Source organism: Chryseobacterium sp. HMWF035, assembly GCF_003094695.1.
Taxonomy (GTDB): domain Bacteria; phylum Bacteroidota; class Bacteroidia; order Flavobacteriales; family Weeksellaceae; genus Chryseobacterium; species Chryseobacterium gambrini.
In genome coordinates this window covers 1-23,963 of the sequence record NZ_QEHP01000089.1, presented here as the reverse complement: position 1 = coordinate 23,963, position 23,963 = coordinate 1, and the positions used below count along the sequence as shown (strand labels likewise).

The following is a 23,963-nucleotide window of genomic DNA, read 5'->3' as shown; positions in this document are numbered from 1 at the left end:
TAAATCCGTTTATCCTCATTATTAATGAAATTTTGTTAGATTTGTTGAAATCTATATCAAGTAAAAATTACATCACCAAACCAATGAACTCTAAAAAATTCATCTTCCTTTTTTTTCTTACTTCCCTTTGTATCAAAGCCCAGAATTATTCGCAGTATGTGAATCCGTTTATAGGAACCGGCGGTCATGGCCACACTTTTCCGGGAGCTATTGTTCCATTCGGAATGGTTCAGCTTTCTCCCGATACAAGAATCGACGGAAGCTGGGACGGCTGCAGCGGCTATCATTATTCCGACTCTGTGATCTACGGATTTTCTCACACGCACCTCAACGGAACCGGGGTTTCGGATTATGGTGATATTATGCTAATGCCTACTATGGGAAAACCGGGTTTAACGCCGAAAGAATATTCATCCGAATTTTCTCATAAAAACGAAAAAGCCACAGCAGGATTCTATTCTGTTAAATTAGACAAACATAACATTGATGTCCGTTTAACGACAACTAAAAGAGTCGGCTACCACGAATACACCTTCAACAATGCAGGAGATGCAAATATCATTTTAGATCTGAATCACAGAGATAAACTGCTGGATGGGGAAGTAAAAATCATTGATGAGAAAACGATTGAAGTTTTCCGCAGAAGTGAAGCGTGGGCAACCAATCAGTACATTTATGCAAGAATTGAATTTTCTAAACCACTGAAAATTTCAAAAGAATTTTTAACCGGTGAAAAAACCGAAGGGATTAGTGAAGGCAAAAAGAAAGTTTCATTTTATGGTAAAAAATTAGCTTTAGCTTTTTCAACGCAAGTTAAGAAAGGCGAAAAAATTCTTGTAAAAGTTTCAATTTCTCCTACAGGATACGAAGGAGCAGCAAAAAATATGTTGGCTGAAGGAAAATCTAATGACTTTACAGCTATTGAGAAACAGGCTGTTGCAGACTGGAACAAAGAATTATCTAAAATCGAGGTTAAATCTTCCGACAAAAATAAACTTGCCATTTTCTACACTGCAATGTATCACGTGTTCACACAACCGAACATCAATATGGATGTTGACGGAAAATACAGAGGGCGCGATAACAAATTCTACATGGCAAACGGATTCGATTATTATTCGGTGTTCTCGCTTTGGGATACTTTTCGCGGAGCGCATCCTTTGATGACTTTAATCGACAGAAAAAGAACGGCAGATTTCATCAACACTTTCATTAAACAATACGAACAGGGCGGAAAACTTCCGGTTTGGGAACTGGCTTCCAACGAAACGGAATGCATGATCGGTTACCACGCAGTTTCCGTTATTGCCGATGCGATGGCAAAAGGAATTACAGGTTTTGATTATGAAAAAGCATTTCAGGCTTCTAAAAACTCTGCTATGCTTGATATTTTTGGGTTAAATGCCTACAAACAGAATAATTTCATCAGTATTGATGATGAGCATGAAAGTGTTTCCAAAACCGTAGAATATGCTTACGACGACTGGTGTATTGCCCAAATGGCTAAAATTTTAGGCAAAAAAGAAGACTATCAGTATTTCATGAAACGTTCCCAAAACTGGAAAAATCTGTACAATCCAAAGAACGGATTTATGCAGCCGAGAAAAAACGGAAACTGGTACGAACCGTTTGAGCCAAGAGAGGTTAACAATAATTACACGGAAGGGAATTCGTGGCATTACTCCTACTCTGTTCAGCAGGATATTCCGGGACTGATCGCGGCGCATGGCGGAAAAGAGAAATTTGAACAGTTTATTGATGGTATTTTCTCTGCACCGGACAAAACCACAGGAAGAGAACAGGTGGATATTACCGGATTAATCGGACAATATGCACAGGGAAATGAACCTAGCCACCACATCGCTTATCTTTATAATTATGTAGGAAAGCCTGAGAAAACAGATGCAAAAATTAAATTCATCCTTGATAATTATTACAAAAACACACCGGACGGACTGATTGGAAATGAAGACTGCGGACAGATGAGCGCTTGGTATATTCTGAGCGCGATGGGAATTTACTCTGTAACTCCCGGATTACCGGAATGGCAGACAACGAAGCCATATTTTGATGAGGTTAAAATTCATCTGGAGGATGGAACAACGAGAATTATTACTCCCAATACAAACAGAGAAGAGCTTAAAAAACTTGGTTTTGAAAATGCAAAATCATTTAAAGATTTTAAATATGATGAATTAACGGCTTCTCCGGTTATTTCTGCCTCAAGAATTTTCGACCTGAATACAAAGGTTGAGATCACAGCGCTAAACCCGGATGATAAAATTTATTATATGACACTGGATGAGGGTGATGCAAACGTAAGAAAAATGTTTACCGCTTATAAAGGTCCTTTTACTATTACTAAAACCACTCAGGTTGCAGCATATGCAGAAAGAAATGGTGAAAAAAGTTCAATTGTAAGAGCCAATTTCAACAGAAGACCGAATAACTGGGATATTACCGTAAATTCTACTCCTACTCCACAATACACAGCAAGCGGAAAATTATCATTAATCGACGGAATCAACGGTGACGCCAACTGGAGAAAGGGAGAATGGCTGGGTTATCAGGGACAGACTTTTGAAGCAGTTATCGATATGAAATCGCCTCAACAGTTCACCCAGTTATCATCAACCTATCTTCAGGACAGCCGCGCATGGATTTTAATGCCTAAAAAAGTAGAATATTACGTTTCCAACAACGGAAAAGATTTTATTTTACTAAAAACGGTTGAAAATATTTTAGATCCGAAAGATGAAACGGTTCAGGTAAAAGATTTTTCGACAGAAGTTCTTCCTACACAGGCACGATATGTAAAGGTAAAAGCCTATCATTTCGGGAAACTTCCGGAGTGGCATCAGGGAGCCGGCGGCGATGCTTATATTTTTGTAGATGAGATTTCTGTGAAATAATTTTTAAAATTTACTCTAAATAATAAACCTCTTTCGGCTTGAAAGAGGTTTTGTTTTTTTAATCTTGCTGATCTTTTTAATACAAACATCTGCAAAATCTGTGTAATCTGCGGGAGAAAAAAGATTTTCCGTTTCGTTCTGAATAAAAACTTTGTAGTTAAAAATTAATTCATTCTTTCCGACCAGTTCAGTTCTGCGGGCAATTCCATATCAGAAAATTCAATGTGGATCACTCTTCTTTTTTTGCCGTTCGTAGTCCGGTTGGAACCGTGAAGAAGTAAAGGTTTCATGATCATAACTCCGCCTTTTTCTACATTGCAGATAGTTTCAGTTTCTAGGTTCCAGTCGATGGTTTCCGGTCTGTAAATTCGTTTGGCATGAGATTTCGGAATCACTTTCAGGGCTCCATTGTTTTCATCCGTATCATCCAGATGAATTCTTATGGTGAAAATATTTTCCAAAATATTCAAAGGCGGCTGAACGGCAAACTGATTTTGTTTCGTTGTCCATGGTCCGAAATTTTCCAATTCCAGCTTTTTATCCACTGAAATCGTTAAATCCTGATGATACGCAACATACCAGTTTGATTTTTCAGGCTTATCGAAATAAATACTCTTCACCACAAAGTATTTTTCGCCGAAATTTTTTTTAATGATTGTTTTTAAATTTTCATTAAAGATCAAATCTTTTACTTCTGGAATTTCCTTTAAAAACTGTCGGATGGCAAATAGATTTTCCGACTTTCTGAAAGCTTCTTTAGAAGTATCTATATTTTGAATAACCTCAATGATCTTTTCAATTTCTTCATCGGAAAAAATATTGTTGATAACGGTAAAACCGTTTTCTGTAATTAAGTTTTTATGACCTTGTAATTTCATTTTAGTTAAATTTCATTAAATAGGATCTGTCATTCTGATCGAAGCATAGCGGAGTCAAGAATCTATTTCTTAAAACAAAGATCGCAAAGATTGTATTTAAATTAATTGAAAATATTCTTCGTTCGCTAAGGCGTTTCACTCAGCAAATGATAGCAAAATAAATGATCACTTCTTCTTTAATTAAATTTCTATAATGCAGTATACTCATTTTACTTAAATTTCATTAAATAGAATCTGTCACTCTGATCGAAGCGCAGCGGAGTGAAGAATCTATTTCTTAAAACAAAGATCGCAAAGATTGTATTTAAATTAATTGAAAACATTCTTCGTTCGCTAAGGCGTTTCACTCAGCAAATGATAGCAAAATAAATGATCACTTCTTCTTTAATTAAATTTCTATAATGCAGTATACTCATTTTACTTAAATTTCATTAAATAGAATCTGTCACTCTGATCGAAGTGCAGCGGAGTGAAGAATCTATTTCTTAAAACAAAGATCGCAAAGATTTTATTTAAAAGGATTGAAAATATTTTTCGTTCGCTAAGGCGTTTCACTCAGCAAATGATAGCAAGATAACGAATCCTTTTCTGCTTACAAATATCTCAATTTCCTAAAAAATAAATGGTCAATAATGAAAATTAAAAATTCACTATTGACCACTCACAGCCTAAGCTTGATTTTTTATAAAATATGAATCGTCAATGATGAATTCGTTTTGCTCGTGAATCTTTTCATTAATAATTCACATTTCACAAACGAAGTGAAATTGACTTTTCAACCATTAATTACAAATTCCCGCCATGATTTTCCAACTGTCCTTCCCACTTAGAAACCGCTGAGGTTGCCAAAGCATTTCCGAGAACATTGGTCATACTTCTTCCCATATCGCAGAAATGGTCGATTGGCAGAATTAAAGCAATTCCTTCCGGCGGAATGCCGAACATGGAACAGGTTGCCACAATAATTACCAAAGAAGCTCTCGGAACTCCCGCAATTCCTTTTGAAGTTAACATCAATACCAGAAGCATCGTAATCTGCTGTCCTACCGTCATTTCAATTCCATAAATCTGAGCAATAAAAATAGAAGCAAACGTCATGTACATCATGCTTCCGTCCAGATTGAAAGAATATCCTAATGGTAAAATAAACGATACCACTCTGTTGTTACAGCCAAATCTTTCCAGTTCTTCAACCAGTTTCGGGAAAACGGCTTCTGAACTCGTCGTGGAAAAAGCAATCAGCAAAGGTTCTTTTATTCTTCTTAACAATTCAAAAAGACGGTTTCCTAAAATTAAATATCCAACCAGTAAAAGTACGAGCCAGAGTATTCCTAACGCAAAGAAAAAATCTCTTAAATAAATAGCATAGACTTTAAAAATCTCAAACCCGTTGGTGGCAACCACCGCTGCAATGGCTCCCAAAACTCCAAGCGGCGCAAACCACATGATGTACCCTACCATTTTCAGGATTCCGTGTGCTATAATGTCAAATAATTTAATGACAGGCTGAGAATATTCTTCGCCTAAATTCGCAAGGGCAATTCCGAACATGATGGAAAATACCACGATCTGCAATACTTCATTGGTCGCAAACGCTTCGAAAATACTTTTAGGAATAATATGTTTTACAAAATCTTCCATGGAAAAACCTTTGCTTGTTTTCAATAATTCTTCTGCGGAAGCTGCATCCTGAATCGGAAGCTTGGTAACGTGTCCCGGTTCAAGCCAGTTGACCAGAATCAACCCGATGAATAATGAAATTAATGACGCAGAAATAAACCACAACATGGCTTTAGTTCCTACTCTTCCGATCATTTTAATATCGCTCATTTTGGCAATTCCCACCACCAGAGTTGTGAAAACCAACGGAGCAATAATCATCTGAACAAGACGGATGAAAACTGTTCCCAGCAGTTTTATATTTTTAGAAAAAGATTCTGCACTTTCCGGAGCCTGTGTATGCACAACTCCGCCGATTCCCACACCAATAACCAGTGCGATAATAATTGCTATAAAAAGTTTATTCTGTCCTTTCATATATATGTTTCAAGATTCGCAAATATAATATTTTTACAATTGGCGGAAAGATTTCATTTTCCCAAGAGATAATATTATGTTAAATTAAACGTGATTTAAAATTAATTATCTGATTAATAAAATATTGTATAAAAATTTACAAAAATTTATTTGAATTTTATCCTTTTGGTACAAATTTTATTATTACATTTACTTGTATTAACAACATTAAAAAATATACAACTATGAAAAAAACGATCGCAATGGCTGCATTAGCTATAGCTGTATCTTTCGGAGCTGTTTCTTGTAAAAAGAAAGTTTCTGATGCCGATCTTCAAACGCAGGCTACTACGGTAGTAACAGCAAATCCAGGTGCTTCTGTAGAAGTGAAGGACGGCGTTGCACACCTGAGCGGAACTTTCGAAACTCAGGAGGCAAAAGATGCAATGATTAAGCAACTGAAAGCCATTACCGGTGTTAAAGAAGTAATGGATATGGCGACTGTAGCTCCTGCTGTAACTGCTGTAGCTCCGGTGGAAACTAAAAGCGCAGTAGATCCGATGGTTCAGCAAAAAGTACAGGATGCTGTAAAAGATATCCCGGGAGTAAAAGTTGAAGTCGTAAACGGAGAACTTACTCTTACAGGAAGCGTATCTTCTGCTGATGCAAGAAAAGTAAAAGAATCTGTTGATGCTTTGAAAGTGGGTAAAGTAAATTATAAGTATACTGTAAAATAATCCGGAGATGAGCACATTACAAGCTAAATATTCAAGTGTAGTTTCTGCAGCTCAGTCTGCAGGGATTTCTAATCTTCAGGTTCAGGAACAGGACGGAATTCTTTACGTTTCAGGAAGTGCTTCCAACACAGCAGCGAAAGATGCGGTTTGGAATGCTTTAGGAGCAATTGATTCTACGTATTCTGCTTCAGACATCAATATCGATGTACAGGTTTCAGGTTTGGCGGCAGGTGCGGCTCTTACGGTTGCGACTGAGGAATCTAACCTTAATATCAGACAGGAGCCTTCTACGGATGCTGCTGTTGTAGGTAAAGCGGCAAAAGGTTCTTCCGTAACTTTGGTTGAGCAGACATCAGACGACTGGTGGAAAGTAAAAACTGAAGACGGACAGGAAGGTTATGCTTACTCAAGATATTTGAGAGCTTAATTTTAAAGATTTAACATTATTTAAAATAGGAACATCCCTTTTCGGGGATGTTTTTTTTATATTTTAGCGCGTTTAAAAACATTCAATGAAGAAAATCTTATGGTTACTGTTCTTTTTGTTGAGCTTTTTTATGCTGAACGGACAAAAACGCGTCATTAAAGGAAAAATTACAGATTTTAAAAAAAAACCTGTGGAAAATGCAACCATTTATCTTTTAAAACAGAAAGATTCTTCGTTAGTCGATTATACAACGTCTAACAGGGAAGGTCAGTTTTCAATAAAAACCAAAGAACTTGATGAGCCTACAATTCTACAGATTGATGCTGAAAAATTAATTTCTTATTCCACAAAATTCGATACCATTGAAAAATCTATTGATCTGGGAGACATTCAGTTAGAAAAAAATCAGATTTCGGATATTGAAGAGGTAAAAATTACGGTTTCGCCGATAAAAATAAAAAAAGACACAATTGAATATAAAGCAAATGCCATCAAAGTACGTCCCAACAGCAATATCGAAGAGTTATTAAAAAATATTGACGGTGTGGAGATCGACAACGACGGAAAAATTACCGTCAACGGAAAAGAAGTCGACCAGATCATGGTGAACGGAAAGCCTTTTTTCGATAAAGACGGAAAAATTGCGTTAAAAAATCTTCCTACCGATATCATTAAAAACATCCAGTTTACCACCACCAAAACCAAAGAAGAGGAACTTACGGGAAAAACGCCTAAATCGCAGAACAAAACCATTAATTTTAATATTGATGAGAAGAAAAATAAAGGATGGGTTTCGAGAATTTCTACGGGTTACGGTTCGGATAAACGGTATGACGAAAAAGGACTGATTAATTATTTTAAAGATAAGACCAAAATAAGTTTGCTCGGTTATGCCAATAATATCAATTCGCAGGGTGTTTCTATGGATGATGACAATGGCAAAAACTCAAAGCTGGGAATTCAGAAATCTTCGATGATCGGAGTGAATTACAGTGATAAACTGGGCAAAGAAGTTGAAATCGAGGAACTGGGAATCAAACGCAATACAACCAATCTTGAAACGGCTTCAAAAGTTTCCAAAACCACTTTTCTTCCGGATTCTAATTTAAAAACGGACTCCGAAAACCGCGCCGAAAACGAAAGAGAGCAATACACGCTGAATTCTACACTCAGAATAAAGCCGGACACAATCAGTACCATCTCTTTTTCGCCGTCGTTTTCTTTTACAAAATCAAATAATTTCAGAACGGGAAATTCAGCGACTTTTAAGAATGATGAACTTTTAAACAAAAGTCAGTCTTCTACTGTAACGGATTCCGAAAACAACAGTTTTTCGCCCAATCTTCATTACGCAAGAAAATTCAGAAAGAAAAACAGAAGTTTTTATGCCAGTGTAAATACTTCGATTCAGCAAAATAGAAATAATAACCTCATCAATTCCGGTACTTTATTTTTTGAAAACGGAGTGGAAAATGCTGCCAAAAGAGATGTAAGAAATCAATTAAGCCAAAGTAAAAATCAGAATAACAATTATTCATTTAATGCAAAATATACGGAACCTGTTTCGGATTCTGCAAGTGTGACGATCAGTCTGGATTATAATTCGAGAAATGCGGTGAATGAAAGAACCGTAAATGATTTTGATGCCACAACAGGAAAATATACGGTGTATAATCTTGCTTTATCCAACCGTTCGGATGAAAAAAACAATCAGCTTTCGCCTGAGATCAGTTTTAATCTAGATAAAAAAATGCTGAAAATATGGACATCTTTAAGTTTGAATCTTACAGATCTGAATTATCATTCCACTTTCAACGGACAAAATTATGAGCTGCAGAGAAATTTTGCGCTTCCGAGATATAATTTCGGACTGCTTTACAATTTCAGTCAGACTTCTAATGTAAGCATCAATAATTCATCCTATTTCAGTCTTCCCTCTTCCGCCAACCTGATTCCGTATGTGGATGAATCCAATCCTCTGGTAACGTACAAAGGAAATCCGGATCTGAAAAATTCATGGACGAACACCACGAATGTTTATTTCAACAGTTATAATATTCAGAAAAATTTAAACTATTATTTTAATTTTAGTTTTGTGTACAACAACAATAACACAACCAATTATTCGTATTACGATGATTCCGGAAAGCAGTTTGTGACTTACGCCAATATCAGCGGAAATAAAAACGTCAATTTCATCGCAGGTTTAGGAAAAACGTATAAATGGAACGACCATAAACTGAATGTAAGACCAAGATCAGGATTTAGTTACAGTTTTAACAGAGGTTTTATCAACGGACAGCAATTCACAGGTAATTCTTACAATTTCAGTCCGGGAATCAATGTTACGTACGAAAAGAAGGATAAAATTACCATCAAACCATCTTACAGCATCAATTATAATTTTTCTGAATATAAAAATTACAGCATTGAAAGTATCAAAAATACGTCTCAGAATTTCAGGCTGGAACTTACCAATTATTTCTTCCAGACTAATCTTGTTTTCGAAAATGATTTTGAATATAATACGAGTTCGAATATCGCACCGGGTTTCAAGAGGGATTTTTACTTTTTAAATTCTAGTGTAAGTTATACTTTTTTCAAAAAACAGCTTACTGCGCGTGTAAAAGTGTATGATGTTCTCAACCAAAACCAAAGTGTCACCAGAACAATTTCCGCTTCCGGCGTTGAAGACAGAGAAGATTTGATATTGAAAAGATATGTGATGTTTTCTCTGGTAATGAAACTGAATAAATTTGGAGGGAAGAAGAAATAGTTTTATTTGAATTTCTTTTGTTAAAATCTTTGATTTTTTTTAACTTATGTGATCTTTTTTCCATTTAAGTATTAAACTTAAAAAACTAAAGTGTTTAAATCTTTTGCATCTTTTGTGGTAAAAAGTTTAAAATAAAAGATCCATAAAATAATATTTAATTTAGATTCTTCCTTCGTCAGAATGACAACCTGTTGTTAAAACTTTGTGCCAAAAACCATTTTATGATTAAATTAGCTGCAAATTTTAAACAATGAAGATTCACTTTTCGATTTTGTTTGTTTTTCTGTTTGTTTTTGGAAATTCTCAGACTAAACAGCAACCCGATACTTTTGTAAAGGACAATTTTATTAAAAAGGAAATGTATATCCCGATGCGCGACGGCGTAAAACTGTTTACCTCAGTGTACATTCCAAAGGATATTTCCAACAAAAACAAATATCCGTTTCTGATGCAGAGAACCTGCTACAGCGTTGCTCCTTATGGTGAAAACGAATATAAAACCAAACTGGGACCGAACCAATATCTGATGAAAGACAAATATATTTTTGTGTTTCAGGACGTTCGCGGAAGATACATGAGTGAAGGAACGTTCACCAATATGACGCCGCAGGTTGAAAGAAAAACAAAGAAAGATGTTGATGAAAGTACAGATACGTACGACACAATTGAGTGGTTATTGAAAAACATCAAAGACAACAACGGAAAAGTAGGACAATACGGAACTTCTTATCCCGGATTTTATACCGCAGTCGGAATTCTGGCACAACATCCTGCTTTGGTAGCTTCTTCTCCACAGGCGCCGATTTCAGATTTCTGGAATGACGATTTTCTTCACAACGGAAGATTTATGATGGGCTATTTCAGAACCTTCCCTGTTTTCGGCGTTCAGAAAACAAAGCCGGAAAATAAAGCGTGGTATTCTGATTCTATGATTAAAGCCACTTCTGAAGACGGTCTGAAATTTTACAGAGACATGGGAACCTTAAAAGACGGTTATGAAAAATACTACAAAGATAATTTCTTCATGACGGAAATAATGAATCATACGAATTACGATGAATTCTGGCAGAAAAGAAGTCTTCTGCCTCATCTGAAAAACGTAAATCATGCGGTAATGACTGTTGGAGGATGGTTTGATGCGGAAGATCTTTCAGGACCTTTAAATATTTATAAAACCATTGAAAAAACAAGTCCGAAAGCGAAAAATACGATTGTAATGGGACCTTTCTCTCACGGAGCCTGGGCGTATGAACAGGGAAAACATTTCCACAACCAGATTTATTTCGGAGACAGCATTGCAACGTATTACCAGAAGAATGTGGAAACAAAATTTTTCAATCATTATCTGAAAGGAAATACAAAACAGGATGCAGGTTTACCGGAAGCATTAATGTACGACACCGGTGCAAAACAATGGAGAGAATTTGCAACCTATCCGCCAAAAGAAGCACAGAAAGTGAATTTCTATTTATCGAAAGGAACTTTGAAAAACACAGCAGGACAAGGTTCTTCAGAATATTACAGTGATCCTAATAATCCGGTTTTAAGCTCTGATAATTTAAGAGATTTCAACGGTTTTACGCCAAGAAATTATATGTCGGAAGACCAGAGATTTGCAGAAGGAAGACCCGATGTTTTAACGTTTACAACGGATGTTTTAACGGATGACATTACGTTTGCAGGAGAAATTATGGCTAAATTAAACATTGCTTCCACTTCTACGGATGCAGATTTTGCGGTAAAATTAATTGATGTTTATCCTGAAGATTTTAAACCTGCTGAAAAAAAAGACGGGGTGATTTATGGAAATTATCATCAGATGGTAAGAAGTGAAATTATGCCTGCAAGATTCAGAAATTCGAGAGAAAAAGCGGAAGCATTGGTTCCGAACCAGAAAACAGCGGTAAATTTCAGATTGCAGGATGTGGTGCATACTTTTAAAAAGGGACATAAAATCCAGATTCAGATTTCTTCAACGTGGTTCCCGCTTTTTGCGATCAACCCGCAGAAGTTTATGGAAAACCCGAATTTTGCAACGAAGGAAGACTACACGAAAGCGTTTATCAAAGTTTTTGATGACAGTGCGATTGAAGTTGAAGTTTTGAAATAACTTAAAAGCTGTTCGGTTGGAACAGCTTTTTTTTATTTTTTGGTTCTCGCAGATTGTACAGATTGTGCGGATTTTTTCCCCTTAATCATCTGCTAAATTTGCGGGAGATAATTAACCATCCAATTTGTCATTTTGAAAGGATCTCAACGATATATTAAAAACTTTGTTTAGATGCTTTCAGCATGACAGACATAACGTGAATAAATCATCATTCAATTGTTCTGAAAGTTATTTTATTTTTTGTTTCTCGCGGATTTAGCAGATTGTGCGGATTTTTCCACTCAATCATCTGCTAAATTTGCTTAATCTGCGGGAGATAATTAACCATCCAATTCGTCATTTTGAAAGGATCTCAACGATACATTGAAAACTTTGTTTAGATGCTTTCAGCATGACAAACGTACTGTAAATCACCATTCAATTGTTCTGAAAGTTAAGTTTGAATAGTTTTTATTTTTTGGTTTCTCGCGGATTTAGCAGATTGTGCGGATATTTTCCAGCTTAATTATCTGCCCGATCTGAAAAATCTGCGGGAGATAATTATCCATCCAATTTGTCATCCTGAAAGGATCTCAACGATACATTGAAAACTTTGTTTAGATGCTTTCAGCATGACAAACATGCTGTAAATAAGTCACCATTCAATTGTTCTAAAAGTTATTTTATTTTCTCGCGGATTGTGCAGATTGTGCGGATTTTTTTCCACTTAATCATCTGCTAAATTTGCTTAATCTGCGGGAGATGATAATCATACAGCTTGTCATCGTGAAAGGATCTCAACAGTACATTGAAAACTTTGTTTAGATGCTTTCAGCATGACAAAAATACCATAAATAAATGCAAAAAATCATTCTACAATGGTACGGAACGTAAGATTTACTCGCGGTGTTTTTACTTTTGTGGTTGGAGGAAGCCGGTGCAGCCAATTGTCCTGCGTTGTTCCTTTCATCACCAACAGACTTCCGTTTTCCAGAAATATTTCGGCTTTATCTTTTGTTGTTTTATGTTTAAATAAGAACTTTCTTTCCGCTCCGAAAGTCAGGGATGCAATGGCTCCGTGTTTTTTTAAATCTTTTTCGGCATCACTGTGATACGCCATTCCTTCGCTTCCGTCGTGGTATAAATTCAGAAGGCAGGAATTGTAGGTTTCGCCTGTAATTTCTTCACATTTTTTCTTTAACTCCAATAATTCGGGAGTCCAGAATTTTGCATATTTTGTCCGTTTTGAATAGGTGTATTCAAATGGTTTTTCACCAAACCAGGCAACTTTTCTTTTGGTTACAATCAGTTTTCCGAAAATAATTGCCTCATCATTTTCCCACGGAATTTCATTAAACAGATAATCGAAATAAAAATCAGCTTTTTCTTTGGAGAACACTTTTCCGTAGTAATGAACGGTTCCGTCTTTGGGAAGGATATTTAAGGGATAATCTGATACGTCTTCGAATAAACTCATCATAAAGTTTAATGTTTTGTGATTAATGTTTCAAGTTCTTTGTCATTCCGTAGGAATCTAAGCTAAGTATTTTTAAATTTTAACCTCTAATAAATGATCCTAGATTCCTACAGAATGACAATATTTCGTTGATTTTTTTATTAAAATAAGTTTTAGGCTAAAGCCAATTTGGTCAATTGATTATTTTAAACGGGCTAAAGCCCGTTTCTATTGATGGAATAGTTTTTTTTAAAATTTCAATCAAAATTATTAACTATTCGTAAAAAATTAGTGCAATTTGTGTTTGAAATCAAGAGTACATTTTTGAACTTTCCCAGCCGATAATCAGTTGTTTTCTTTCGCTTCCCCACATATAACCGCCGATTTTTCCGGTTGACTGAATTACTCTGTGACACGGAATCAAAAATGCAACAGGATTGCTGCCAATCGCGGTTCCGACGGCTCTTGAAGCATTTGGATTTCCAATTTTATCCGCCAGATTTCCATAGGTTGATAGTTTCCCCATCGGAATGGTGAGCAGACTTTCCCAGACCTTCAACTGAAAATCTGTTCCTTTCAGATGGAGTTTTATAGTGTTAAGTTCCGTCCAGTCTTTACTGAAAATAGATAACGCATTGCTCTGGAAATCATCTTTTCTTTCAAAAAAAGAAGCATTGGGAAATTTAGCCTGTAAATCTCCCAATGCTTTATGTTGATCGGTTTCAAAAGCCATGTAGCAGATTCCTTTCTCTGTGGAAGCTGCAATTACTTTTCCAAAAGGACTTTCGGAAAAACTGTAATTGATGTTGAGGCTTTTTCCTCCGTTTTTATATTCTGCCGGAGACATTCCTTCTATTTTCACAAACAGATCGTGCAGTCTGCTTGTACTCGATAATCCTGTCTCGTAAGCCGTATCAAATAAACTCGCTTTTTCTTCCTTCAGCAAACTTTTGGCATGTTCCAGACTGATGAACTGCAAAAATTTCTTCGGACTTGTTCCCGCCCAGTCAGAAAACATCTTCTGAAAATGAGCCGGGCTCAAATGAATTTTCTCCGCCACTTCCTCCAGACTTGGCTGAAGCTTAAAATTGCTCCGGATATAGTCTATCGCTTTGGCAATTCTTTCGTAATCTATCTGATTCTGTGTAGACATAACATTGAATTTACCTCACAAATTTCCAAAGAATCTACGGCAGAAAAAATCCGTTTCCTGCGGAATTTAGTTGTTGTTATAGATATGATAGTAAGCAAGCATTTTGTAATATAACTTCGCTGCTAAGAACGCGCTTGGTTTTGCCATCGGAGAATCCATTAATTCTACAATATCAAAAGCGACAACGTTACATTTTTCGAATACTTTTCTTAATAATTCCAAAGTCGGATACCACTGTAAGCCTCCCGGTTCCGGAGTTCCTGTTGACGGACAAAGCGATGGATCGAAAGCATCAAGATCGATCGTGATGTACACATTTCCTGAAACTTTTTCCAAAACGTCGTTTACCCAGTTTTCGTTGTTGGCAATTTCGTGTGCGAAAAATACTCTTCCTTCCGGTAAATACTCAACCTCTTCCACATCCATAGAACGGATTCCCACCTGTACCAGATTATGTTTCTGATTGGCTTCAAAAACCGCACAGGCGTGGTTGGAAGTAGAACCGTGGAATTCCGGACGAAGATCTGTGTGAGCGTCCAACTGAAGAACGGTTAAATTCCCAAACTTCTCTCCTACCGCGCGAATAGAACCGATAGAAACTGAGTGTTCTCCCCCGAAAAGCGTGAATAGTTTTCCGTCATTATTCAAAAGCTCTTTTGTTTTCTGGTAAACGGCTTCTGTCATGGCTTCCGGTGAAGAATTTTCAGAAACTTCTCCTGCTAAATATACTCCTTCTAAATATGGTTCTGTCTGGGTTTCGATGTCATACAGTTCCATGTTTTCGGAAGCATCAAGGAATAATTCAGGACCTTTATCGGCTCCTTTTCCCCACGTTGAAGTTCCGTCGTAAGGAACAGTCACCAACATTACTTTCGAGTTTTCTAACGATGCATTTTCCTCAGGAATTCCTGCGTATGTTTTCATGTTTTATGTAAAAATTAAATGATTTCGGCAAAGATACAAAGAAGTTTGGAGAAGTTGGCGGATGATGAAAGGAACAACTTCATGAAGTAATCTGATAAATTTTAAAGTATGATAAATATAATTCGCAGATTATAATGTCGACACAAGTAGTTCCCGAATATCCACTTTCAAAAATTTCGAGATTTCATAAAGCGTTTCAACAGAAGGCTGAACTTCATTCGTACACCAGCGAGAAACTGTTGACTCGGTTTTCCCCAAATGACGGGCTAACTCTTTACTGGTTTTGTTTTTTTCAACCAGAACAGATTTTATTCTATTTAAGTTCACTTTCGACACGATGACAATTTATTGACTTCTCCTGCAAATATCGTTAAAATTTAAACACTTGAAAATCAATATAAAAAAGCAATAAATTATATTTTTACGATAATTTATTTTCACTAAAATATAATTTATTATACTTTTACAACAATAAACAAACATCATGAAGGAAGAAAAAAAATTTCAAAAATCGGGAATAAGACAATTAAAAGTGCATCAGAAGTACATTTTAAGACCGTATCATCGGTATGTTGTATTTCCTGAAATCCGACTTTGCGGAAAATGGCTTCAGGAAACTGGTTTCAACTGTGGACAATCTGTGCTTGTTTGTCACAAGAAAAATAAAATTATCATCACTCTGAATAAGAAAATGAATTCTGATCGGTAAAAAGGTTTAGCACGGCTTTGAGAAAGTAAGAATGATAAAAAATTACAAAATTATCTTCTAAATTTTATGAAATAACAAATTCCAATTTACGGAAAACCGCAATTATTAACAGGTAAGTTTTTTTTATATTTGATATCATAATTTGTATTGGCGTAATGTGTTAATACTTGAATTTAGCACATCCAAAATTCGCTAAAACAAAGACACAGAAAAAAAATATGAAATTAAAAGAAATCCGTGGAATTGTTAAGGAAATCATTTTTGACATTGAGAAAAATAAACTCAATCTGACTTATAGAAATTATGAAACTTTCTTAGAAAGGATTGGAATGGGCAAAAAACGGAATTTCAAAATTCTAACCAAATTTGACTATCAATTCAAAAAAAAAAAAATATTACACTTTGGTGCAGAAAAGAAGAAGTCAAAAAAATATCTTGGTTTAAAAAGGGTGAAACGGTAACTTTTAGAATGGCGGAAATTTCAGGAGCAACAAGTACAATGGAGAAAAAAGAGAAAAGTGTAAGATATGATTTTGCAGGAAAAATAAACATTGCAGATGCCGAAAGTGGAATTGTTCCTTACGAACACCAAGAAAAAGCATTTTATAATCTGAATCAAAAAATAATTAAGACCAATAAAAATCCTTTTGCAGGTTTATTAGTTTTGCCAACCGGTGGCGGAAAAACTTTGACCGCTGCACATTGGATTGCAAAAAATTATTTAGATAAAGGTAAAAAAGTGCTTTGGTTGGCTCACAGACATGAACTTTTGGAACAAGCAAAAAGTACATTTGCCGACAAATTGGCTTTTAACGATATTTTTGAGAACAAAACATCTTTCAATTATCGTATCATTTCAGGCATTCACGATAAACCTATAAACATCAGAACTTCGGATGATTTAATTATTTCGAGCAAAGACAGTCTGAATGCAGGCTTCAACCATTTATATAAAAATTGGATTAAAGAAAACACTGAAGAAATATTTTTGGTTATTGACGAAGCACATCATTCAACTGCAAAAACCTATAGAAAATTAATTCAAAATATTCAAGAAAGTGTTTCGCATTTTCAAATGCTTGGATTAACTGCAACTCCTTTCAGAACGTCGGAAAGCGAACAAGGTTTATTGAAAAAAGTTTTTCCAGACGACATCGTTTATAAAATAGATTTACGGACTTTAATTCGTTTAGGTATTTTATCGGAACCACATTTTGAAGAAGTTGCTACCGGACTTAATTTCATCAAAGACTTATCCGAAGAACAAATTGAACAACTGAATTATTTTGACATTGACAGTATCGGAACAGGTATCGCCAAAACAATTGCAGAAAATGACGAGAGAAATTTAACGATTGTCAACAAATATTTACTCAACAAAGAAAAATACAAGCAGACCATTGTTTTTGCATTAAACGTAGATAACGCAATTGCTTTAAATGCATTATTCAAAGATGCAGGTGTGAAATCTGACTATGTAATTTCCACCGTAAAAGACCAAGCAACCGGCGTAATCATTTCGAGCAAAGACAACAAAAATAAAATAGCCAAATTCAGAAACGAAGAAATTCAGGTTTTAATCAACGTAAATATTTTGACCGAAGGAACTGACGTTCCTAATGTCCAATCTATATTTTTGGCAAGACCAACAATTTCGTCTATTTTGATGACACAAATGATTGGACGTGGTTTGCGTGGTTTGAAAGCTGGTGGAACAAAGGAAGCTTATATCGTAAGTTTCATAGACGATTGGCAAAACCGAGTTTCTTGGGTTAATCCTGAAAAATTATTTATTGAAGATAATATTGACTTCAAGGATGTTGACAGAGAAACAAAAAAACAAATTTTGCGATTGGTTGCTATTAATAAAGTTGAAGAATTTGCAATTTTAACCAACAAAATTATTGACCCAGAAAAACGTGAAGAACTCGAAAAACTAAACTTTATCGAGCGTTTTCCAATGGGAATTTATCAGTTTAGATTTTTAGAACAATACAATGACGAAGAACCGATAGAAAGAAATTGTGAGGTTTTGGTTTATGATAATATCTTACAATCGTACACGGATTTCATAAACGCTTTACCAAGTTTCTTCGAGCACAATAATTTAACTGAAAGAGATGTTTTGGACGAAGACGAATTGGAAGAATTTGCAGAACAAATTGAAGAAGAATTTTTCAACGGAACCTTAAAATATCCTGCTTATCATTTGCAGGACATCAAAGATATTTTGCAGTATTACACTATTCAAGACGAAGTTCCTGTTTTCATTGAACTCAAAGACAGAGAAAAATATGATATTGACAAAATTGCTTCGGAAATTATTGACAAAGACCTTGGTGAAAAATCGCAAACAGAACTTATCAACACAATTTGGGACAGCAACGAATTGGAATGGCAAACGTTTTTCAACTTCGACAAACGCGGATTTTTAAGAGAAATTAATTTAGCAAAATCGAGAATAAATCATCCTGACCTTTTTCAACGAAAAGGTATTAAACCTACCGAAGAAAAAGAATTGAGAAGTTACGAAAAATTGAAACTTCACGAATTGAGAGAACAGGACCCGATTTATGAAAAATGGTTGCGTGACGAAGTCTTTAAGAAATTTACAGATAAAGACGGTTTTTATTTTAGTGCAGAAAGTGGTTACAAAAGCAAAAGCAAACTGGATTTTCAAGTTGACCATATCAAATCTATGCACAATGGCGGACTGACAATTTTAGAAAATTTACAATTATTAACAAGAAGCGAAAACGCTAAAAAAGGAAATAAAGATTAAACCCAACCGATGAAACAAAAATTTCAGAACGGAGGAAATTCCCGGATTGAATCATTTGTTTCAGGAAGCTACAACCGGAGCATTTTCAGAATATTCGGAAATTGAGCAGACGATTTCCCCGAAAGTGCTGGCTGAAATGGCAGACTGGATCGCTAAATTTAAAAAGTAATCGAAAAATATTTGCTTCAATTCTGAAACGTTTATTATTTTAGTAAAAAAATTCAGATATGCCTTTAAAAGCTGTGCTGTTCGATATGGATGGCGTGATTGTGGATACGGAACCTCTGCACAGAAAAGCCTATTTTAAAACTTTTAATGATCTTGGAATCGACGTTTCGGAAGAGTTATACGCTTCTTTTACCGGAGCTTCTACCAAAAGAGTCTGTGATACTTTAATTCAGGAATTTAATCTAAAACAGACGTACGAAGAAATTGCAAAAACCAAGAGAGATTATTTTAAGGAATACTTTTATAATGATGAAGAATTTGATCTGATTTCAGGCGTAAGAGAACTGATCCAGCATTATTACGACAACGGGATCAAATTGATTCTCGCTTCTTCCGCAACGATGGCAACCATCAACATGGTTTTTGAAAAATTTGAACTTGAACGCTATTTTGGCGGAAAAATAAGCGGAGCCGACCTGAAGGAATCCAAACCTCATCCTGAAGTTTTTCTTCTTGCCGCAGAAATGGCAAATGAACCTGTAGAAAACTGTATGGTGATTGAAGATTCCACGAATGGGATTTTAGCATCGCATCGGGCAAATATTTTCTGTGCCGCATACAGAAGTCCGCATTCTAAAAATCAGGATTATACCTTGGCAAATATTGTGGTTTCGGATTATGCCGAACTGGAACTGGATAAGATTTCAAAATATTTTTAAACAGAAAAAGCTCTCAACATCTGAGAGCTTTTGTTTTTATTAAACACTAATTGCACGAATAGTTTTCACAAACTTCACAATTATTACTTGTGTTTTTAGTGCAAAAATTTGTGCTGTTTTTGTTTAAATATTTATTTGTAACCCAAAAGTTTCAGTACATCTTCCGGCTCCTGCTTCTCACGGAAAATTTCATACTGCAACTCACCGTTTTCGTCTTTCTGAATCAAAACGTGTCTCGGCTGTGGCATTAAGCAGTGATGAACTCCGCCATATCCTCCAATGGTTTCCTGATACGCTCCTGTATGGAAAAATCCGATGTACAGAGGTTTCGTATCGCTGAAAACAGGCAGGTAAATCGCGTTGGTATGCTGTTCGGAATTATAATAATCATCCGAATCACAAGTTAATCCACCCAAGAAAACTCTTTCATACGTATCTTCCCATCTGTTCAGCGGAAGCATGATAAAGTGTCTGGAAATTGCCCATGTATCGGGAAGCGTCGTCATGAAAGAAGAATCGATCATATTCCATTTTTCTCTGTCGTTCTGACGTTTCTGGGAAATGATTTTATAAATATTGGCTCCACTTTCACCAACGGTAAAACTTCCGAATTCTGTATAAATATTCGGTTCTTCCACTCCTTCCTCTTCACAGAATTTTTTGATCTGAGAAACGATTTCTTCTACCATGTACTGATAATCGTAATCGAACTGCAACGATGTTTTGATCGGGAAACCTCCTCCGATATTCAGAGAGTTGACTTCGGGAGCAATTTTTTTCAGACGCGCGTATACACGAAGACATTTATACAATTCGTTCCAGTAATAGGCTGTGTCTTTGATTCCGGTATTGATGAAGAAATGAAGCATTTTCAGTCTTGCATTCGGATGCTCTGCAATTTTCTGGCTGTAATAAGGAATGATATCTTTGTATCCGATTCCTAATCTTGAGGTATAAAATTCGAACTTCGGTTCTTCCTCAGAAGCGATTCTGATTCCGATATCGAAAGTAGTATCGATGCTTTCTGTAAGTTTATCCAGCTCGCGGTAATTATCCAGAATCGGGGTAATATTTTCAAAACCGCTGTTAATCATCTCCGAAATTTTCGCCAGATAATCATCTGTTTTGAAACCGTTGCAGATTACTTCTATATCTTTCGTTACTTTTCCTTCTTTGTAAAGAGATTTTACGATATCCATGTCATAGGCTGAAGACGTTTCTATGGAAATGTCGTTTCTTAAAGCCTCTTCCAATACAAATTTAAAATGACTGGATTTTGTACAATAGCAATATCTATAATTCTTTTTATAATCGGTTTTCTCAAAGGCTTCCCTGAACCAGCTTTTGGCCTTCTGGATATTTTGAGAAATTCTCGGCAGGTAGCTAATTTTTAGCGGGGTGCCAAATTTTTCAACAACATCCATTAAAGGAATGTCGTGAAACAACAAATTGTTCTCAGAAACATTGAATTCCTCGGTAGGGAAATACAACGTCTGATCAATAAGTTCCGAGTACTTTATTTTCATTTCTAAACAAGTGAATTAAGAATGCAAAATTGCTAAAAAAGTTTGGTTTTTTAGCGTTAAAATTATTATAAATTTTAATGGATTTTATTGAAGAAAATAAAGCTAAATTATCAATATGTAAACTTAAGAATATATTCCTGTCTTTTATTTTCAGAAATTCCCAAAGCCTCTTGAATATATCGATCCATAGAACCGTATTTGTTGTTAATTTCATTAAAAGCAGCATCCAGATAACCGGTTTCTATCCAGCTTAATTTTTCCAGAACTTTGATGTCTAATTTCGGGTAGATAAAATGCAGGTTATCGGCGAGATGAAGTCTTTTATCGATTAATTTTTTTCTGTAATTATTGGATAAAAGATAATCGTTATAAATGGTTTCTTTATCGAATTTTAAAATTGTAAGAATGAGAGCGGTTGTGATTCCGGTTCTGTCTTTTCCTGCTGTGCAGTGGTATAAAACAGGCTGATCTGATTCTAAAATTTCTGTGATAATTTTTCTTATAATTTCTGGGTTTTCCGTGACGTAGTCTTTATAAAAATCATGCATTCTTTTGTCTGCATCTGCACCGTTGACTTTTCCTTTTAAAACCAATTTCTTTGCCTGATCCAACTGATCGCCTTTGTCTTCAAACGCTGAATAATTTTTGTAAACAATTCCTTCCGGAAGATGATCGGGCTTTTTTGCAATCTCCTTTGAATTACGAAGATCGATAATTTCTCTGATGCCTAAATTTTCAAGTTGTTTAAAAGCAGAATTTTTCAGTTTATATAAATTTCCGCTTCTGTACAGCTTACCTTCTTTCAGGGTTCTTCCGTCAATATTTCTGATGTTTCCAACCGTTCTGAAATTGTTGACTTTTTTAATCTGAATATCTTTTCCTGCTTCTCTTTTTCCAAATTCGGGTGTGGAAAATTGTTGTGTCTTGCAGGAGAAAACACAGAGTAATGTGATGGTTAGTAATGATATTTTGATGAGGTTTTTCATTTTTATTTTCTCACATATTTCGTGAATCTACACCGATGCTAGTGTTTGATTTTTATGTTTTGGCTAAAGCCAGTTGATGTTTTTTAATTTGAAAACGGGCTAAAGCCCGTTCCTATTGATGCGGATAACTTTATTATTTATTTTATAAAACCAAGCTCATGCAATTTGTGAAAAGATTGGCAATTAAAAATGGACTAAAATCGTTCCTGTTGATCCGTTATTCTGCATATTTTACAATATAAAATCAAATTTGTAAAATTTGTGAAAACATTCGTGAAATTTGTGTTTACACTACAAATAGTTTTTCCCAACAAAAATCAGCAAATCTCCTGTTTCGTATTGAATAGAAACTTCATCTTCTACAGCAAAATTTCGTGTTCCGATTCTGGAAGTAATATCTAAATTTCCATTGTTTAAAGTCCAGTTTAATCCTTTGGTCGTAATATTCTCAACTGCAGGAAACGGATACAAAGAAATCATTTTGTCTTTCACTCCTGTTATAACAAATTGTTTCGGAATAAAATAATATTCTGAAAATTCATCATAGAATTTGATATCGAATTGATCTTTAAAACCAAAAGCCACGGTAAGATTTCCCAGAAAATGATCCTGTTCTCCTCCACTTCCACCGAAAACATCTACTTTTTTAAAGTCTTTTTCTGCAATAATTTCCAAAGCTTTCTGAAAATCTGTTTTATCCTGATCGGGCGTATAAATGAATTTGTCTTCATACATATTTTCATCCGAGCCGGAATGCGAGTCGAAATCACCGGAAATAAAATCCAGCTTATCTAAAGGGAAGTTCAGATTTTTAAGATAATGAAAAGCACCGTCTGTACAGGCAATGAGACTGTATTCTTCAATGTTGGGAAAAGATTTGGGAGGATCTCCGTTGATGAAAAGCAGTACTTTATCTTTCATTCGGGTTCCAGTATTCTTCCGGTTCGTTGTTGATTTTTGAAATGTATCTTGCCAAAACAAAAAGATAGTCGGAAAGTCTGTTGAGATATTTAATGAGTTCCGGACGCACTTCTTCCGATTCGTTTAAGAATACCAAAGAACGTTCTGCTCTTCTGCAGATTGTACGTGCTGCATGTAAAAATGTTGCTGCTTTTCCGCCTCCGGGAAGGATAAAATACTGAAGCGGTTCGCATTTTTCGTCAAAAGCATCCATCCAGTTTTCGAGTTCTTCGATTTCGGCATCTGAAATGATTAAAGGAAGCCGCGATTTTCCGTTTGCCAACATGAGTTTATCCACCGGAGTTGCAGCCTCAGAACCTACGGTAAATAAATCGAACTGGATTTTTTTTAGCTGGCTTAACACTTCTTCATCTTCAATATGGCTTTTGGCGATTCCGATGAAGGAATTCAGCTCGTCTATGTTTCCGTAACTGTCGACTCTCGCACTTGCTTTTGAAACTCTTGTTCCGCCGTACAAAGCGGTCTGACCTTTATCTCCTGTTTTTGTATAAATTTTCATAGGACTAAATTAGTTTTTTAAAATTAGGTTTACAAATTTTGAGTTTAAGGAACTTTACATTTGTGATTCCGGCTGCGGCCTAGCCCAGATTGCAGCATTTGTCTGAGCTCATTTACAAAGTTTCGGCTGCGGCGGCTTTGCTAGTCATGGTCGGAAGAAATCCGACCTCTTTTATGTTTTGAAAACTTTGTCTGGATTTCCTCCTGCAAAAATGATTAATACAGC

20 protein-coding genes are annotated in these 23,963 nt (G+C 35.6%); 10 read left to right on the top strand and 10 right to left on the bottom strand.

The features are described 5' to 3' along the window. Nucleotides 1-83 precede the first annotated feature (83 nt). Nucleotides 84-2,912, top strand: a complete 2,829-nt coding sequence (locus tag DD829_RS13535; protein ID WP_108411041.1) for a GH92 family glycosyl hydrolase — start codon at nucleotides 84-86, stop codon at nucleotides 2,910-2,912. A 164-nt stretch (nucleotides 2,913-3,076) separates the two neighbouring features. Here the strand turns inward: DD829_RS13535 and DD829_RS13530 are convergent, their stop codons facing one another. Together DD829_RS13530 and DD829_RS13525 are read right to left on the bottom strand one after the other, a co-directional pair. Next, nucleotides 3,077-3,790, bottom strand: coding sequence for a phytanoyl-CoA dioxygenase family protein (locus DD829_RS13530; protein ID WP_116547838.1), 714 nt, complete (start codon nucleotides 3,788-3,790; stop codon nucleotides 3,077-3,079). A gap of 786 nt (nucleotides 3,791-4,576) precedes the next feature. Next, the gene (locus tag DD829_RS13525; RefSeq protein WP_076395534.1) at nucleotides 4,577-5,827 is read right to left on the bottom strand and encodes a dicarboxylate/amino acid:cation symporter; all 1,251 of its coding nucleotides are present in this window, start codon (nucleotides 5,825-5,827) and stop codon (nucleotides 4,577-4,579) included. 224 nt (nucleotides 5,828-6,051) lie between these two features. On the opposite strand from DD829_RS13525, the gene DD829_RS13520 reads away from it, so the two are divergent. The 4 genes from DD829_RS13520 (at nucleotide 6,052) to DD829_RS13505 (ending at nucleotide 11,856) form a co-directional block, all read left to right on the top strand. Next, a complete protein-coding gene (locus tag DD829_RS13520; protein WP_108409797.1) occupies nucleotides 6,052-6,543 on the top strand; it encodes a BON domain-containing protein in 492 nt (163 codons plus the stop codon). A 7-nt stretch (nucleotides 6,544-6,550) separates the two neighbouring features. Beyond that, a complete protein-coding gene (locus DD829_RS13515; RefSeq protein ID WP_108409796.1) occupies nucleotides 6,551-6,970 on the top strand; it encodes an SH3 domain-containing protein in 420 nt (139 codons plus the stop codon). 85 nt (nucleotides 6,971-7,055) lie between these two features. Further along, entirely contained in the window at nucleotides 7,056-9,746 is a 2,691-nt protein-coding gene (locus DD829_RS13510) for a TonB-dependent receptor (protein WP_116547837.1), read from the top strand. A 250-nt stretch (nucleotides 9,747-9,996) separates the two neighbouring features. Further along, nucleotides 9,997-11,856, top strand: coding sequence for a CocE/NonD family hydrolase (locus DD829_RS13505; protein ID WP_108408665.1), 1,860 nt, complete (start codon nucleotides 9,997-9,999; stop codon nucleotides 11,854-11,856). Nucleotides 11,857-12,703: 847 nt separating this feature from the next. On the opposite strand, the gene DD829_RS13500 is transcribed toward DD829_RS13505, so the two are convergent. From DD829_RS13500 to DD829_RS13485, 4 genes are all read right to left on the bottom strand, one after another. After that, a complete protein-coding gene (locus tag DD829_RS13500; RefSeq protein ID WP_108408668.1) occupies nucleotides 12,704-13,312 on the bottom strand; it encodes an alpha-ketoglutarate-dependent dioxygenase AlkB family protein in 609 nt (202 codons plus the stop codon). Nucleotides 13,313-13,601: 289 nt separating this feature from the next. After that, the gene (locus tag DD829_RS13495) at nucleotides 13,602-14,444 is read right to left on the bottom strand and encodes a bifunctional helix-turn-helix domain-containing protein/methylated-DNA--[protein]-cysteine S-methyltransferase (RefSeq protein ID WP_108408666.1); all 843 of its coding nucleotides are present in this window, start codon (nucleotides 14,442-14,444) and stop codon (nucleotides 13,602-13,604) included. A gap of 66 nt (nucleotides 14,445-14,510) precedes the next feature. After that, complete coding sequence (speB, locus tag DD829_RS13490) at nucleotides 14,511-15,368, bottom strand: agmatinase (RefSeq protein WP_108408667.1); 858 nt, start codon at nucleotides 15,366-15,368, stop codon at nucleotides 14,511-14,513. Nucleotides 15,369-15,497: 129 nt separating this feature from the next. Next, entirely contained in the window at nucleotides 15,498-15,695 is a 198-nt protein-coding gene (locus tag DD829_RS13485; protein WP_317048570.1) for a helix-turn-helix transcriptional regulator, read from the bottom strand. Nucleotides 15,696-15,852: 157 nt separating this feature from the next. Between DD829_RS13485 and DD829_RS13480 the strand changes: the two genes are divergently transcribed. The 5 genes from DD829_RS13480 (at nucleotide 15,853) to DD829_RS13470 (ending at nucleotide 19,746) form a co-directional block, all read left to right on the top strand. Then, entirely contained in the window at nucleotides 15,853-16,077 is a 225-nt protein-coding gene (locus DD829_RS13480) for a SymE family type I addiction module toxin (protein WP_087709208.1), read from the top strand. A gap of 218 nt (nucleotides 16,078-16,295) precedes the next feature. After that, nucleotides 16,296-16,538, top strand: coding sequence for a hypothetical protein (locus DD829_RS24155; protein ID WP_228408201.1), 243 nt, complete (start codon nucleotides 16,296-16,298; stop codon nucleotides 16,536-16,538). Nucleotides 16,539-16,546: 8 nt separating this feature from the next. Continuing rightward, nucleotides 16,547-18,859: a DEAD/DEAH box helicase family protein gene (locus tag DD829_RS13475; protein ID WP_228408200.1), complete on the top strand. Its 2,313-nt coding sequence runs from the start codon at nucleotides 16,547-16,549 to the stop codon at nucleotides 18,857-18,859. A gap of 46 nt (nucleotides 18,860-18,905) precedes the next feature. Beyond that, nucleotides 18,906-19,028, top strand: coding sequence for a hypothetical protein (locus DD829_RS24365; protein WP_262497965.1), 123 nt, complete (start codon nucleotides 18,906-18,908; stop codon nucleotides 19,026-19,028). A gap of 58 nt (nucleotides 19,029-19,086) precedes the next feature. Beyond that, complete coding sequence (locus DD829_RS13470; RefSeq protein WP_108409311.1) at nucleotides 19,087-19,746, top strand: HAD family hydrolase; 660 nt, start codon at nucleotides 19,087-19,089, stop codon at nucleotides 19,744-19,746. A gap of 131 nt (nucleotides 19,747-19,877) precedes the next feature. Here DD829_RS13470 and DD829_RS13465 read toward each other — a convergent pair whose 3' ends face one another. The 4 genes from DD829_RS13465 to DD829_RS13450 form a co-directional block, all read right to left on the bottom strand. Further along, nucleotides 19,878-21,272 (bottom strand): arginine decarboxylase, encoded by a 1,395-nt coding sequence (locus DD829_RS13465; protein WP_116547836.1) that lies wholly within the window; start codon nucleotides 21,270-21,272, stop codon nucleotides 19,878-19,880. A gap of 110 nt (nucleotides 21,273-21,382) precedes the next feature. After that, nucleotides 21,383-22,258: a tyrosine-protein phosphatase gene (locus DD829_RS13460; protein WP_108410173.1), complete on the bottom strand. Its 876-nt coding sequence runs from the start codon at nucleotides 22,256-22,258 to the stop codon at nucleotides 21,383-21,385. Nucleotides 22,259-22,549: 291 nt separating this feature from the next. Then, a complete protein-coding gene (locus DD829_RS13455) occupies nucleotides 22,550-23,179 on the bottom strand; it encodes a thiamine diphosphokinase (protein ID WP_108410174.1) in 630 nt (209 codons plus the stop codon). Next, a complete protein-coding gene (locus DD829_RS13450; protein WP_108410175.1) occupies nucleotides 23,169-23,738 on the bottom strand; it encodes a cob(I)yrinic acid a,c-diamide adenosyltransferase in 570 nt (189 codons plus the stop codon). Before DD829_RS13450 ends, DD829_RS13455 begins: the two co-directional genes overlap by 11 nt. Between the last annotated feature and the right edge of the window lie 225 nt (nucleotides 23,739-23,963).